This window comes from Thalassospira povalilytica, from assembly GCF_002844235.1.
GTDB lineage: Bacteria > Pseudomonadota > Alphaproteobacteria > Rhodospirillales > Thalassospiraceae > Thalassospira > Thalassospira povalilytica.
This window is the reverse complement of record NZ_PGTS01000007.1, coordinates 194,944-209,480: the sequence shown is the minus strand read 5'-3', so window position 1 is coordinate 209,480 and position 14,537 is coordinate 194,944. Positions and strand designations below refer to the sequence as shown.

Annotated in this window: 13 protein-coding genes; 4 read left to right on the top strand and 9 right to left on the bottom strand. The window is 55.7% G+C overall.

The features are described from left to right. Nucleotides 1-7: 7 nt before the first annotated feature. The 4 genes from glk to zwf all read right to left on the bottom strand — a co-directional run bounded on the left by glk (nucleotide 8) and on the right by zwf (nucleotide 5,060). A complete protein-coding gene (gene glk / locus CU041_RS17795; protein ID WP_101247905.1) occupies nucleotides 8-946 on the bottom strand; it encodes a glucokinase in 939 nt (312 codons plus the stop codon). Next, nucleotides 946-2,778, bottom strand: a complete 1,833-nt coding sequence (edd, locus tag CU041_RS17790) for a phosphogluconate dehydratase (protein WP_068517137.1) — start codon at nucleotides 2,776-2,778, stop codon at nucleotides 946-948. Before edd ends, glk begins: the two co-directional genes overlap by 1 nt. A gap of 5 nt (nucleotides 2,779-2,783) precedes the next feature. Then, the gene (gene pgl, locus CU041_RS17785; protein WP_101247944.1) at nucleotides 2,784-3,503 is read right to left on the bottom strand and encodes a 6-phosphogluconolactonase; all 720 of its coding nucleotides are present in this window, start codon (nucleotides 3,501-3,503) and stop codon (nucleotides 2,784-2,786) included. 69 nt (nucleotides 3,504-3,572) lie between these two features. Then, nucleotides 3,573-5,060, bottom strand: coding sequence for a glucose-6-phosphate dehydrogenase (zwf, locus tag CU041_RS17780; RefSeq protein ID WP_068517136.1), 1,488 nt, complete (start codon nucleotides 5,058-5,060; stop codon nucleotides 3,573-3,575). Between the two features lie 931 nt (nucleotides 5,061-5,991). Between zwf and CU041_RS21030 the strand changes: the two genes are divergently transcribed. From CU041_RS21030 to CU041_RS17765, 3 genes are all read left to right on the top strand, one after another. Further along, nucleotides 5,992-6,123 carry a hypothetical protein gene (locus CU041_RS21030; protein WP_255355705.1) on the top strand — a complete coding sequence of 44 codons (132 nt, stop codon included), beginning with the start codon at nucleotides 5,992-5,994 and terminating at the stop codon, nucleotides 6,121-6,123. A gap of 725 nt (nucleotides 6,124-6,848) precedes the next feature. Further along, entirely contained in the window at nucleotides 6,849-8,138 is a 1,290-nt protein-coding gene (locus CU041_RS17770; protein WP_068517133.1) for a polyhydroxyalkanoate depolymerase, read from the top strand. 154 nt (nucleotides 8,139-8,292) lie between these two features. Further along, nucleotides 8,293-9,033, top strand: a complete 741-nt coding sequence (locus CU041_RS17765) for an SDR family NAD(P)-dependent oxidoreductase (RefSeq protein WP_101247903.1) — start codon at nucleotides 8,293-8,295, stop codon at nucleotides 9,031-9,033. A gap of 41 nt (nucleotides 9,034-9,074) precedes the next feature. On the opposite strand, the gene CU041_RS17760 is transcribed toward CU041_RS17765, so the two are convergent. From CU041_RS17760 to CU041_RS17750, 4 genes are all read right to left on the bottom strand, one after another. Further along, nucleotides 9,075-9,689: an NUDIX domain-containing protein gene (locus CU041_RS17760; protein WP_082817659.1), complete on the bottom strand. Its 615-nt coding sequence runs from the start codon at nucleotides 9,687-9,689 to the stop codon at nucleotides 9,075-9,077. Nucleotides 9,690-9,706: 17 nt separating this feature from the next. After that, entirely contained in the window at nucleotides 9,707-10,495 is a 789-nt protein-coding gene (locus CU041_RS17755) for an alpha/beta fold hydrolase (protein WP_101247902.1), read from the bottom strand. 166 nt (nucleotides 10,496-10,661) lie between these two features. After that, nucleotides 10,662-10,823 carry an RSP_7527 family protein gene (locus CU041_RS20740; RefSeq protein ID WP_156480797.1) on the bottom strand — a complete coding sequence of 54 codons (162 nt, stop codon included), beginning with the start codon at nucleotides 10,821-10,823 and terminating at the stop codon, nucleotides 10,662-10,664. 561 nt (nucleotides 10,824-11,384) lie between these two features. Further along, on the bottom strand, nucleotides 11,385-12,908 hold the full coding sequence (locus CU041_RS17750; protein ID WP_101247901.1) for an NAD-dependent succinate-semialdehyde dehydrogenase: 1,524 nt from the start codon (nucleotides 12,906-12,908) through the stop codon (nucleotides 11,385-11,387). Nucleotides 12,909-13,128: 220 nt separating this feature from the next. Here CU041_RS17750 and CU041_RS17745 point away from each other — a divergent pair, with 220 nt between their 5' ends. Then, complete coding sequence (locus tag CU041_RS17745) at nucleotides 13,129-13,581, top strand: c-type cytochrome (RefSeq protein WP_231856644.1); 453 nt, start codon at nucleotides 13,129-13,131, stop codon at nucleotides 13,579-13,581. Nucleotides 13,582-13,756: 175 nt separating this feature from the next. Here the strand turns inward: CU041_RS17745 and CU041_RS17740 are convergent, their stop codons facing one another. Beyond that, nucleotides 13,757-14,470, bottom strand: a complete 714-nt coding sequence (locus CU041_RS17740) for a cytochrome b/b6 domain-containing protein (protein WP_233433166.1) — start codon at nucleotides 14,468-14,470, stop codon at nucleotides 13,757-13,759. Nucleotides 14,471-14,537: the final 67 nt, after the last annotated feature.

Here is a 14,537-nt window from a genome sequence, read left to right as displayed (position 1 = left end):
TTCCTGATCAGGCCGTCAAAATCTTGGCACAGCCAATCAGGGCCGGGTATTTCGCCGTCATCAGACGTACCGGCACATCATTCATCAAATCACGGAAGCGGCCCTTGGCGATCATGCGCTCTTTCAGGCCGCTTTGTTTCATGTAATCGGCAATACGCGGACCAATGCCGCCACCAATAAAGACCCCGTCAAAGGCGCCGAGCGTCAGGACAAGATCACCGGCAACCCCGCCCATAAACAGGCAGAAGCGTTCAAGCACCTTAAGACACAAGGCATCCCCGTCCTTAAGTGCGCCATCGACAACCTCGGCTGCTGTTTTGGGGGTTACTGCAATACCGTCAATCGCTGCCAGCGCCCGATACAGGTTTTCAATCCCCATGCCTGACAGGATGCGCTCGGCCGAAACACGGCCCAGTTCACCGGTCAGGAATTTGACGATCTCGTAATCAAGATCATCCACCGCAGGCAGGGACACATGCCCGCCTTCGCCCTGGATCGGCAACCAGTGACCTTCATGGGGCAACAGACCCGAAACACCCAAACCGGTGCCCGCCCCGATCACCGCCAATGGCAGCCCAGGGCGCCCCGGCCCGTCAAACAGCGTAATCAGGTCTTCCGGCCCAAGATAGGGCACCGACATGGCAAGACCGGTGAAATCATTGACCACGACAAGACGGTCAAGATTGAACTCGGCCTTAAGCGCCTCCTTGGAGAATACCCACGGATTATTGGTGAACTTGATGGTATCGGCCATGGCCGGACATGCCACGGCCACCGCGAATTCACGCAAGTCCGAACAGTCGGTCCTGACCATAAAGTCCCGCATGGCATCGCCGATGGTCGCATATTCGCGCACCGGCAATGTCATCGGCGTATGGGGATTGCCCGCATCGTCAAGCCAGGCAAAGCGGGCATTGGTCCCGCCAATATCACCAACCAGCTGCATTACGCGACTTCTGCCTCCCCCGGGAAGGCAGCACTGGCACCCAATTCTGCCAGACCAACATGTTCACGGAACACGCCAAACATTTCACGGCCAAAGCCGTCCTGATGTTCGGCCTTGTTGTCAAAGGTCGCAAAGTCGCGTTTGGCCAGTTCGGCATCAGAGACATTCAGGATCAATTCGCCGGTTTCGGCATCCAGACGGACGATATCGCCGTCTTTGACCTTGGCAATCGGGCCGTTCATCATACCTTCCGGCGTGACGTGGATCGCAGCGGGAACCTTGCCCGATGCACCCGACATCCGGCCATCGGTAACAAGGGCAACCTTGTAACCAAGATCCTGAAGCACGCCCAGCGGCGGGGTCAGTTTATGCAGTTCCGGCATGCCGTTGGCTTTCGGCCCCTGGAAGCGCACAACACAAACAACGTCACGATGCAGTTTGCCTTCCTTGAAGGCATCCATCATGGCTTCTTGCGATGTAAACACCGCAGCCGGAGCTTCGATCACGCGGTTTTCCGGCTTGACCGCCGAAACCTTGATCACGGCACGGCCAAGATTGCCCGACAGCATGCGCAGACCGCCATCGGCACTGAATGCCTTTTCGGTCGGGCGCAGGATTTCTTCATCATGGCTGTTGGCCGGCGCATCACGCCAGGCAAGTTTGCCGTTATCAAGATACGGCTCGGTGCCATAGGCCGCCATGCCCCCGGTATGGATGGTTTCCAGATCCGGATGCAGGATGCCGTTCTTCAGAAGATCGGAAATGACAAAGCCCATGCCGCCAGCAGCATGGAAATGGTTCACATCGGCCTGACCGTTCGGATAAACACGGCACAGCAGCGGCACGACACGCGACAGTTCGTCAAAGTCATCCCAGCGCAGTTCGATCCCGGCGGCACGTGCCATCGCCGGAAGATGCAGGGTATGGTTGGTCGAACCACCCGTCGCCAAAAGACCGACGATGCCGTTCACAAAGGCCTTTTCATCAAGGATTTTGCCAATCGGGCGATAGTCATTGCCAAGCTTGGTGATGGCAAGCGCGCGGCGCGCGGCTTCTTCGGTCAGGGCATCGCGCAGTTCGGTATTCGGATTGACAAACGCCGCACCGGGAAGATGCAGCCCCATGACTTCCATCAGCATCTGGTTGGAGTTCGCGGTCCCATAGAAAGTACAGGTACCCGGGCTGTGATAGGACGCGGTTTCGGCTTCCAGCAGTTCCTTGCGGCCAACCTTGCCCTGGGCATAAAGCTGACGAATGCGGGCCTTTTCATTGTTGGGCAATCCCGATGGCATCGGACCGGCCGGAACAAACACCGCCGGAATATGACCATAGGAAAGTGCCCCCATGACAAGACCGGGAACGATCTTGTCACAAACACCAAGATAAAGCGCACCGTCAAACACATCATGCGACAGCGAAACCGCCGTCGACATCGCGATGACATCGCGCGAGAACAGGCTGAGCTCCATGCCCGGGCGGCCCTGGGTCACGCCATCACACATGGCAGGCACACCACCGGCAACCTGTGCGGTTGCCCCGGCTTCGAACACGGCCTTTTTGATCAGGTCGGGATAAACGCCAAGCGGCTGATGGGCCGAAAGCATATCGTTATAGGATGTAACGATGCCAAGGTTTGCGCCCTCGTCCCCGTTGATGCGGGCCTTTTCAGCCGCACCACAGCCCGCCGATGCATGGGCAAGGTTGCCACAGGACAGGGAAGACCGATGCGGACGATCAGACGCAGCAGCCTCGATCTTGGCAAGATAGGCTTCGCGGGTTGGTTTTGAACGCTCGATAATGCGTTTTGTAATCTGTTCTATTTCACGTTTCATGGGGTTCAGCCTTTCGGGTTCTCGGCGCTCCACCACAGATCGACGGGGACGTCAGTCTGTTGCAAAATTGCGCGAACCGGCATTTCTTCAATATCGGTGCCGTTTTTCGCGGTTTCAAAGGTCGACCATTTGGATTGTCCGGTAATATGGATCCCAATATACCGGGCGTTAAGAATGGCAGGTAACGTCATGCTGATGCGCGGGACCGGGGATACGGTCGGGCGTGCAGCGGCGACGACCTCGCCATGTTCGGGATAAAGCCCTTTGCGCAGGGCTTCGGGGGTTGAGGACGGGAAAAGTGATGCGGTATGGCCGTCATCCCCCATCCCCAAAAAGACAATATCAAGCGGCCAGTGCATTTCGGTTCGCAAACGCGCACTGACGGTGGCAACCGCGTCTTCGGGGCTGCTATCGGATGTTTTAAGCGACACAAAGCGGGCATTCTGTGCTTCGTTGATGAACAGATTGTCGCGCACCAGCTTTTCATTGGACTGATCATCATCAAGCCCGACCCAGCGATCATCGCCAAGGGTGACAGTTACCTTGGACCAGTCCAGACGGACAGTCGACAGGGTCTGGAAAAGCGGTTTGGGAAACCGGCCGCCAGCAACAGCAATGCTGGCATGGCCGCGGGTCGCGATGGCAAATTCCAGTCGTTCGACGGTTTCCTTGACCAATGCCGCGAGCATGTCATCGCCGCTTTTGAAAATGCGTTCGTTAATCATGTTTTCTTCCCGAATTGGGGTCATGCTGAATATGTGGTGCCCCGGCCTTTTGGCCAGGGCCGCACCATCCTAGAACCCGGCTTCTTCGTTCCAGGTCCGTCCATCACGTTCGATCAGCGCAATGGCCGCAGACGGGCCCCACGTTCCAGAAGTGTAGCCTTTGGGCGTGATATGATTGTTTTTCCAGGCTTCCTGGATCGCATCGACCCATTGCCATGCAATGTCCTGTTCATCGCGACGTACGAACAGCGTGTTATTGCCATCAATCGCATCAAGCAAAAGACGTTCATAGGCGTCAGGACTACGGCCCCCGAATGCCTCGGCAAAGGACAGGTTCAGGGCTGTCGGACGCAACCGGACAAGCCCCGGCCCCGGGTTCTTGTTGTTCAGAACCAGATGAATGCCGTCATCAGGCTGCAACCGCAGAACCAGCTTGTTGGCCTGATAGTTGGTCATGGATTTGGCCAGCGGGAAAATCTGATGCGGGACGTCGCGGAATTGGATCACGATTTCCGAATGACGTTTGGGCAACCGTTTGCCCGTGCGCAGATAGAACGGAACACCCGCCCAGCGCCAGTTGTTCAACTCGGCCCGGATGGCAACAAAGGTTTCGGTCGTGCTGTCGACATTGGCACCTTCTTCTTCAAGGTAGCCCGGCACTTCCTTGCCGCCCACCGCGCCCTTGCGGTACTGGCCGCGTACGGTGGAACTGTCGATATTGCTGTCATTGATCGGTTGCAGCGCCTTAAGAACTTTTACCTTCTCGTCACGCACCGCATCCTGATCAAGAACATAGGGCGGTTCCATGGCGACCAGGCACAGCAACTGCAACATATGGTTCTGAACCATGTCGCGCATCGCGCCGGCATCATCATAATAGGACCAGCGCCCTTCGACCCCGACTTCCTCGCCGACCGTGATCTGTACGTGATCGATATGCGCACTGTTCCAGAGCGGTTCGAACATCGCATTGGCAAAGCGCAGGATCATAAGGTTCTGCACCGTTTCCTTGCCAAGATAGTGGTCGATACGGAAAATCTGGTTTTCCTCGAACACTTCGCCGATCTGGCCGTTGATTTCACGGCAGCTTTCAAGATCGTGGCCCAGCGGCTTTTCAAGCACAACACGGGAATTGGGCGTCACCAGCCCGACCTTTTTGAGGTTAAAGGCCATGTCGGCAAACAGGGACGGACTGGTCGAGAAATAATAGACGCGATCACGATCAGGCTGATCGGAAAGCTTTTCATACAGGACTTTGAAGCCCGCCTCGTCGCCGGCGGAAACCTGCACATAAGCGATGCGGCTTGCGAATTTTTTCCAGATTTCGGCGTCGAATTCGCCCTTGGGGATAAATTTTTGCCCGGCTTCTTCCAGCTTGGAGCGGAATTCCTCGTCGCTATGTTCGCTGCGCGAAGCGCCAAAGATGCGGGTTTCATCGTCGAAACGCCCGGTACGTTCCATTTCATAGAGTGCGGGGAACAGTTTCCGTAACGCCAAATCTCCGGTCCCACCGAAAATCACGATATCAGCGATACGATGCTTAAGCCTTTGTTTCATTCTGCCCTTAGCCTTCCAACGTTTCCTTCCTGTCGCCAAGGTGGGACCCCGGATCAGTCGATCCTGGCAGGCGACGGGAACACGGCATTTTTACCGTGATAACACCACCGGCATTCCCGATGGTGCTTGTGCATTTGCTGGCAAAACCATTCTGACGGGTGCCCAAATGGTTCAAAGCCGGCTTGTTTATCATGACCAGACAACACGCATTTCTGCGATTTTGAACACCTGCCAGCGGGATTTGGTCATGGCAGCATTCTGTTATCTGACCAATTGTACCGATTCAAACAGCAATGCTGTGTCCTGATCAACAGTGCTGCGCCAGACCGGTCGCAAAGCGCACTGTTACACGATCTCAGGGGGTAAGACCACTGCGATCAAGCGCGAAATGGACCGTTTTACCGGAATCCGGTTTAACCGTAACAATTTGTTGCGAAACGGCTTCAACAACCACCGGGTTGGCTCCCATTTTAGGCCAGTCAGAATATCGTGCAACAAATTGATTTTGACCACATTGACCGGTTCCGGACAATGTCTTGTCAAACCAGTGTCAACCAGATCCGGCCGGGATGAAATGCAAACTTTCATGACGCTTTGCCCCGCCATTCCCCGCCTGCCCTAACCCGCCCGCCATCCCCGATTAGCGCGCTGATCGGTAAAACCGCAACAGCCCCCCAATCGCCCATCATCGGTCCGGAATATAAAGACTCGCGCAAAAGCACCGTTTTCTGCGGCTTTCATTCTACCTGACGGCCTGAAATAATGCCGAATGTTCTCATTTTGCGATCAAAATGAGAACATCCGGGAACACCATATATTTATTTAAAAACAATGGTTTAATTAAATGTTCCGGATTTTGTTCCAATTTTGTTCTTGCGAGAACAAAATCAGAACAGTATGGTTTCTTCAGACAGATCGAGGAGGACATACCATGCACAAACTGATCGAAAACCCGACCCGCCTGAACGAGCTTTGCAGCACTGTTGCGATTGTCGGCAGTACAGGTTTCTTCCTGTTTGTGATCGCCCTGGGCATGGCACAAAGCCTTCGTGGTCTTGTCTGAAACGTTCCGCAACGTTTCTTGTGAATTCGAATTGAAATCTGTGAGGCCCGGACTTTAAGCCACCATTGCTTTTGTCCATCACGGGCATCTGGCCGGCAGGCAACCCCGCACCCATACCCTGTCCCGCCTGTCGGCCAGAGCTTCCCCAATGCCCGACTTCCCTTTTGGGCCTTATGGCGACTGAAAATATACTCCGCACGACTTGGCGCTGCTATTCCCCGATAGCAGCGCCTTTTCTTTATGCGTAAAGCAGGATCAACCAGCCGTCGCATATTGCGCCAAAGGATATCGCACCCGATTTTGGGCGAGTCTGCTTTTCTGATCGTTTTTGCGGCCCGCCCAGCGAAGGGCAATCATTTCAGGCTTAAAACACTTATTGCATTGCAACAGTTTACGCTGCGTTGCAAAATTTCACTCGACAGGCTGGCAAAATTTCGTTTGAATCAACAAAGAAAACGATAATTTGGAATTTCATCATACTTTATGGCTATTGCAAGTAAGCTGAACTGTCGTAGGCTTTGACGCAATAACAGGATTTCTGATCACATCTTCACGACCCGATGGTTGTGGATCAAAACGGCATCAATCAATCCCGAGCCCGGATCAGAACCCGAATACCAAGTCGTATCGCACAGCCAGACGCCCATACGACCATAAACAGGATGAAATGCCGTAACCAGTTGGTGATACAGGCCCAAAGGCCGGTCACCCGGGAGTGAGAGTAAATGCTGTATCACCTTTATGAATTGCAGCACGCCACAATAAGCCCGCTTCGCATGGCTGCTGATGCCAGCAAAAAGTGGCTGCGCAATCCGGCCAATCCGCTGTCCTATACCCATCAGGGTCGGGCAGCAGCGGCCGCATGTGACGTGTTCACCCATTTCACCCACCGTTACGGCAAACCGGAATTCGGGCTTGAAACCACGACCATTGACGGCGAAACCGTGCCGATCACCGAAGAAATCGTTCATAGCGAGGCCTTTTGTGATCTGTTGCATTTCAAGCGCGAAACCGATCACTTGAAAACCCAGCCCGATGATCCGCGTGTGCTGCTTGTCGCACCGCTGTCGGGGCATTTTTCAACGCTTCTGCGCGGCACGGTCGAGGCATTGCTGCCCGATCACGATGTTTACATCACCGACTGGATTGATGCGCGCACCGTCCCGGTTCATCAGGGGCATTTCGACCTTGATAGCTATATCGATTACCTGATGCGGTTCCTGCGCAAGCTTGGCCCCAACACCCACATGATTGCCGTGTGTCAGCCATCCGTGCCGGTGGTCGCCGCCGCATCCCTGATGGCAGCCGGCAACGAGAAATGCCAGCCGGCCTCGATGACCCTGATGGGCGGGCCGATCGATACGCGTGAAAACCCGACCGAGGTCAACAATTTCGCAAAACAGCACAGCCTTGACTGGTTTGAACGCCATGTCCTGTCTCATGTGCCCCTGCCCCATGCCGGTGTGATGCGCCGGGTTTATCCGGGCTTCATGCAGCTTGCCGGGTTCATGAGCATGAACTGGGACCGCCATGTGTCGGCCCATCATGACATGTTCCTGCATCTGGTCGAAGGTGACGGCGAAAGCGCCGAAGCCAAGCGATCCTTCTATCAGGAATATCTGGCGGTCATGGACATGACGGCCGAGTTTTATCTTCAGACCCTTAAGGTCGTGTTCCATGAACACAGCCTGCCCGAAGGCACCATGCGCTGGCAGGGTGTGCCGGTTGATCCGTCCGCGATTACCAAAACCGCCCTTTTGACGGTCGAAGGCGAACGCGATGATATTACCGGCATGGGCCAGACCCGGGCCGCGCACAAGTTGTGCAGCAACCTGCCCGACAATATGCGCATGCATCATCTGCAACAGGGTGTTGGCCATTACGGCGTGTTTAACGGCCGTCGCTGGCGCGAACAGATCAGCCCGCGGATCAAGGATTTCATCCGCCGCCACGATCACGAAGGCAAAGGCGCCCGCAGCGCCCCGAATATCGCGCGCATCAACGCCGCCGAATAATCGGACCTGACCGAAACCTTGCCAAAGCCGCCAGCCCCGTGCCGGCGGCTTTTTGGTTTTGCCCCCCGACACTCATCAATCCTGAACTGCACGGCCTTCACCGCCGTAAAACATCACGCAACCACCCACGCAAAGCACAATCCAGGGGACGCAGATGTCAGGCATTGAAACACCGCACTTCAAAAGCATCCCGACCGGCCAGATCGCGATTGTTATTGGTGCAACCGGCGGCATTGGGGCCGCCTTTGCAACCCATCTGCACTCATCAGGGCATTTTGCCAAGGTCCTGACCTATGGACGCAAAACCCGTCCGTCACTTGATTTCGACATCCCCGAAAGCATCGATGCCTGTGCGCGGGATGCCCGCATGCAGGCCGATGCACATGGATGTGACATTGCCCTGATCATTGATGCGACCGGTTATCTGCATGATGAAAGCTTTCAGCCGGAAAAGTCCCTGCGTCAGATTGACGCGACCTATATGACCAAACAGTTCCGGATCAATGCGATTGGCCCGGCATTGCTGATGAAGCATTTTTGTCCGTTGCTGCCGCGCAAGGGCAAGGCCGTCTTTGCGACCCTGTCGGCCAAGGTCGGCAGTATCGGTGATAACCGGATGGGGGGATGGTACGGATATCGCGCCGCCAAGGCGGCATTGAACCAGCTGGTCAAAACCGCATCGATTGAACTTGCCCGCAACAAGCCCGATGCCATTTGCGTTTCCCTGCATCCGGGAACGGTCGATACCGGCCTTTCCGGTCCGTTTGCCAAATCGGGCCTTGATGTGCAAAACCCCGAACAGGCCACAGCCAGGATGCTTGCGGTGATTGACGGCCTGACACCCCGACAATCCGGCGGGTTCTTTGCCTATGACGGCCAGGAATTGCCTTGGTAATTGCCCCGGGTAAAAGCGCCGCTCTGTCAAAAACAAACCGGTTAGTCAAACAGGCCGGTCAGTAACCCGTGCTGGAGCAGGATGATTGTTTTGGCATCGCGAATGCGGCCATCGCTTATCATCGATGCGATATCGTCAAAGGCGATTTCAAGAACGTGGATATCCTCGCCTTCTTCGTGCAGGCCACCGCCATCGCCTTCGCGGTGATCGCGGCGAACTTCGGCGACAAAAAGATGCAACCGTTCCGTAACCGAGCCCGGGCTCATGAAAAGATCAAAGACCTTTTGCGGTTTGCCGATGCGATAGCCTGTTTCTTCCTCGACCTCGGCAATCACGGCTGCGGCCGGATCACGATCATCAAGCAGACCGGCAGGAACTTCGATCAGCATGCCGTCGGGGTTGCCATTGACAAAGGATGGCAGGCGGAACTGCCGGGTCAGGATCACCGTCCGGTCGGCCCGGTTATAAAGCAGAATGCCCGCCCCGTTTCCGCGTTCATAGGCCTCGCGGGTTTGATGTTGCCAAGATCCGTCCGACCGTTTCAGATCAAAACTGACACGATAAAGGTGATACCAGTTGTCAGACAGGCATTCGATATCGTCTATGCGGATATTGGCAAGATCGGGAATGGACCAGCCTTTTGGAAGATCGACCATTGGACACCCGCCTTTGTTCAGCGTTTGAGAAATGCAGACAAGGTCAGCAATACGGCTTCGGGCTTTTCGGCATGTACCCAGTGCCCGGCACCCTTGATGCTGGTGAAGGCCGCCTTGGGAAACAGTGATTTGATGTGGTCGCGATCACGGGAATCGACATAATGCGAATTGGCCCCGGAAATAAACAGAACATCCCCGTCATAGGATCCGCTGACATCCGATTGCGGCCAGCCGGTGATGTCATCAAGATGGGCCGCCATGGCGTCAATATTGACCTGCCAGGACATTTTGCCGCTGTCCTTGTCTGTTGTGACATTCTGGGCCAGGAACTGACGCACGCCTTTTTCCGAAACCCCGGATGACAGCGCATCTTCAACTTCGGCGCGGCGGGTGACCTTATCGAAATCGACCCCGCGCATCGCCGTGATATAACCGGTATAGTCATGGTCATAGGCCACCGGCGCGATATCAACGATCACCAGATCGGCAACCAGTCCGGCATTGGCCGACAATGCCAGCACCATTGATGCCTTGCCCCCCATCGAATGCCCGACAAGATGAACCGGCTTATCGGAAACGGACCCGATCAGTTCGGCAAGATCGGCCGCCATCGCGCCATAGGTCATATCCATATCCCAGCCCGACCGGCCGTGATTGCGCAAATCCGCCGTGACCACATGGTATTTTTCCGCCAACCGACGGGCAATCGCGGTCCAGTTCCGGGCCTGACCAAACAGACCATGGACAATGACAATCGTACCGTTGTCGCGATTTTCTTCACCAAAGGCGTAATGGGCGAGCTTCATAAAACCAACTTTCCGGGATCGGGAATGGGACAGCAATCCCCCTTAATAACCGTCTGCCGGGCCAAGGTGAAGCATACAAACAAAAACACCCCCGCATGGGAGGATTGCGGAGGTGTTTTTAAGGGTGCTGATCATGTCAGCACCGGAATTCTTGGTACTGGCGATATTATGCGCCAGCCGGTACGCCACCGTGCGGCTTGCGGTTGGCACCGAACAGTGCGCCAACTTTGCGAACCAGAGCAGCAAACATGTTGCGCATTGCAACAGCACGGAGACGTTCTGCTTCGCGCTGCAGGGCAACCAGGTCATAATCACGATACATTTTCATGTCCGTTTCCTTTCAAAAGCATCCCGCGCTTGTCGCGTCTGGGTTTTGCGTTGTGTTCTCTGAAAACGGGTTTACGCCTGTTTTTGCATTCCCACGAGAAGAGTTTTCTCACTCCACCCATGCACACAGCGCATATCGTGAAACATTTCCGCCATAATCTTATCATGCGCAGAACGCATGATCGTATCATGACAAATAACATGCTCGTTTTGCTGGATTTTCTGCGACACCGACCGCCCCGACACCCGCGCATTCCACTAATATAAAGGGGTTCTGGGCATCTCACCCCGTCGATTTGCGCCATTGTCGCAGAAAAAACAGCCATGATTGATGCTTTGCACTGCATGGATTTTTGCCAAACACGGCAAATTCAAACCGGTTTTTCCGCGGAATCCGACTCATCAATCTTGCATAGCTTTGTCAGGATCGCAAAACGACAACAACAACAAGTAGAATGATCGCTTTGCGATCCGTCCATTTCAACCGGCCGGAACCGCATTTGACCGCATCCCCTTTCCCGGTTCCGTCACGGGACTGAACCAAAGCGAACGGGGGCCGCCGTTACTGCCCGCCAATCGCGTAATTGAGGTATTTGGGTTCAAGATATTCCTCAAGCCCCCAATGACCACCTTCGCGTCCCTGCCCGCTTTCCTTCACACCGCCAAACGGTGCGCCTTCGTGGCTGGTGGTGCCGTCATTGATCCCGACCACACCGGTTTCCAGATTGTCGGCAATGCGCTGAATACGGCCGATATCGCGACTATACAGATAGGATGACAGACCGGTGCGCACCCGGTTGGCAAGTTCAATTACCTCATCCTCGGTCGCGAAACGATAAACCGGTGCTACCGGGGCAAACAGTTCCTCGTTAAAGCAGTCGGCATCATGGGGTACATCGGTCATGACCAGCGGGCGGACAAAATGTCCGTCCTTGGGCCGTTCGGCCCCATAGACCAGCGTGGCACCGGCCTTGCGCGCATTTTCAACAAGACGTTCGACCTTTGCCACCGCCTGCCGATTGATCAGCGGACCGATTTCGGTCCCCGGGACAAAGCCGTTGCCGATGGTCTGGGCATTGCTTGCGGCAATGAATTTTTCGACAAACGCGTCATAAACCCCGTCCTGAACAAAAATGCGGTTGGCACAGACGCAGGTCTGGCCGCTGTTGCGGAATTTGGAAATCATCGCCCCGGCAACAGCCGCATCAAGATCGGCATCATCCATCACGATGAAGGGCGCATTGCCACCCAGTTCAAGCGACAGCTTTTTAACCGTGGGTGCGCATTGCGCCATCAACCGTTTGCCGACCTCGGTCGAGCCGGTAAAGGACAGCATGCGAACGCGTTCATCCCCCGTCAGGGCCTCGCCGATCGGCTGGGGCAGACCGGTAACCACATTGAACACACCCGCCGGGAATCCGGCCTGTTCGGCAAGCTTGGCCGCGGCCAGCGCCGAAAGCGGCGTATCTTCGGCCGGTTTGACAACAACCGTACAGCCCGCCGCCAGTGCCGGGGCGCATTTGCGCACCACCATGGTCAGGGGGAAATTCCAGGGCGTGATTGCCGCAACGACCCCCACGGGGTGTTTTTGCACGACAACGCGACGATCGCGCTGGGTGGCGGGCATGGTCTGGCCATAGGCGCGCTTGGCTTCTTCGCCGTACCATTCGGCATAGGCAATCGCCCCGATGACTTCGCGCAAGGCCTGATCATAGGGCTTGCCCTGTTCAAGGGTGATCAATGCCGCAAGGTCTTCCTGATGGGTTTCAAGCAGATCGCGCCAGCGCCGCAGGATAGCGGCACGGTCTTTTGCCAGTGTGCGGGACCAGCCGGCAAAGGCATCATGGGCGGCATCAATCGCGCGCCTGGCCTCGGATGTGCGCATGAACGGAACGGCACCGATCACATCCCCGCAGGCCGGATCAATCACATCAAGAGTCTCACGGCTGTCGGCATCCTGCCAAAGACCGTTGATATAGGCATGCCTCAGATCCCATTCACGGATCAGGTTGCGGGCACGCGCGCGTCCTTCGCGAATGGCTTGGTCATCAGAATTCGAAACAGTTTGCGGGGTGGCAGACGACATAACGGGGCAGTTCCTTTGACGCGAGATACGAAAAAACTGATCTACTCACGCGCTTGTGATTCCGGTTTTCGGGGCGCAACTGGGACAATCGGTCCTGACCCTAATCCGAGCGACGGGCAGGAAGCAACAAGATGCTTCTTATACAGATAAGAATCAAACGCCCGCTTGGCGATCAGAGAGACCCCGCAAAATACAACAGAGAGAAGCCATGAAGCACCTTGTGACTGCAGGACTGTTCAGCGCCATGATTGCCGCAGGCAGCATGATGCCGATCAACGCCTTTGCCGACGAGACAATGGACAATGCCACGGTTCAGAACCGCCAGATGCTGATGGATGGTATCGGCGGGGCGATGGGGACCCTTGGCTGTTACCTTAAGGGAGACTGCAACCTTCCTGATCCGGTATTGCGCAACCTGGCAAATGGCATCGCCTTTGCCGCAGACGCCGCCCCGGCAGCTTTTGAACCCAAAACAATGGATGCAACCGTCAAAACCACGGCAACCGACAAAGTCTGGTCGGATTGGGATGACTTTGCCGGACGGTTCCCGGAACTGAAAGAAGCAGCATTGGCAATGGCCGCCGCAGCCGGTGACAAATCGGCCATGGGGGCTGCGATGGGCAATCTTGGCAAGTCGTGCAAAGGCTGTCACGAGACCTATCGGTCGAAATAACCTAACCAACGAAATTGCAAACACTGGCCCGTCCCTACCCCTGGATGGGCGCCCCCGGTCCGGTTTTCACCCCCCATGCTGTCAGCGCAGCACACCGGAAAATTCAGGCCGGGGGCATTTTCCCCTTGGCACGGCGGATCAGATGATGATCCGCCGGCCGTTTATCCGCACGCGACTATCCGCGCGCAACCGTCACCATCGCCCAAACAATGACAGCACAAACTGCGAGAATGGCAATCCCGGCAATCGGGGAGGCAAAGCGGATCTGCGCAAAGCGGGCCGCAAGTTCGGCCGGAACCGTCCGGGCCCCGGTAATCATCGCACCGATCAGATTTTCGCGTTTGACCACAAGATAAAACAGGGCTGCAAAAACATGCAGCCCGACCATCGCATAGATCAGATTGATGTTGGTGTGATGGATCCAGTTCATCGTGCTGGCAAGATCGGAACTGACATGGGCAACAAGCGGACCATCAAAGAACAGGAAGGTATCTTCGCTGGCAAACAGGCCACTTACCGCCTGCACCGCGACAAGAACCAGCAACACTATCACCATCCAGCCGCCCGCCGGATTATGCCCGGCATAGGTCAGGTCCGCCATTGATCCCCGGGGGATCCGCAGCGCATAGCCAATGACCTTTTTCGGGCCTTTGATAAAGGATGCAAAGCGCGCATTCGAACTGCCGACGAAGCCCCAGATGATGCGAAACAGCACAAGGGCCAATACGGTGTAACCGGCAATGGCGTGAATATCGATCATCAGTTCCCGGTTGGTCCACCATGCCGTAACAATGGCCGCAACCAGCGACCAGTGAAACAGGCGTACCGGAAAGTCCCAAAGTTTGACTTTCTTTTCATCCGGCTTTTCATCCGACATCTGATTGCTCATCAGGTCCTCTCCTGGCGGGACGGTTGATCATGAACACTATAGTGATAATGACCTGTATTGCGCCGAT

Bases quoted from the DNA above. Each gene is read 5' to 3' on its own strand.
- CU041_RS17740 (WP_233433166.1), bottom strand. From the start codon at position 14,470: ATGAGCAATCAGATGTCGGATGAAAAGCCGGATGAAAAGAAAGTCAAA.
- edd (WP_068517137.1), bottom strand. From the start codon at position 2,778: ATGAAACGTGAAATAGAACAGATTACAAAACGCATTATCGAGCGTTCA.
- CU041_RS17760 (WP_082817659.1), bottom strand. From the start codon at position 9,689: ATGGTCGATCTTCCAAAAGGCTGGTCCATTCCCGATCTTGCCAATATC.
- CU041_RS17770 (WP_068517133.1), top strand. From the start codon at position 6,849: ATGCTGTATCACCTTTATGAATTGCAGCACGCCACAATAAGCCCGCTT.
- glk (WP_101247905.1), bottom strand. From the start codon at position 946: ATGCAGCTGGTTGGTGATATTGGCGGGACCAATGCCCGCTTTGCCTGG.
- CU041_RS17765 (WP_101247903.1), top strand. From the start codon at position 8,293: ATGTCAGGCATTGAAACACCGCACTTCAAAAGCATCCCGACCGGCCAG.
- CU041_RS17755 (WP_101247902.1), bottom strand. From the start codon at position 10,495: ATGAAGCTCGCCCATTACGCCTTTGGTGAAGAAAATCGCGACAACGGT.
- CU041_RS17750 (WP_101247901.1), bottom strand. From the start codon at position 12,908: ATGTCGTCTGCCACCCCGCAAACTGTTTCGAATTCTGATGACCAAGCC.
- CU041_RS20740 (WP_156480797.1), bottom strand. From the start codon at position 10,823: ATGAAAATGTATCGTGATTATGACCTGGTTGCCCTGCAGCGCGAAGCA.
- CU041_RS21030 (WP_255355705.1), top strand. From the start codon at position 5,992: ATGCACAAACTGATCGAAAACCCGACCCGCCTGAACGAGCTTTGCAGC.
- pgl (WP_101247944.1), bottom strand. From the start codon at position 3,503: ATGATTAACGAACGCATTTTCAAAAGCGGCGATGACATGCTCGCGGCA.
- zwf (WP_068517136.1), bottom strand. From the start codon at position 5,060: ATGAAACAAAGGCTTAAGCATCGTATCGCTGATATCGTGATTTTCGGT.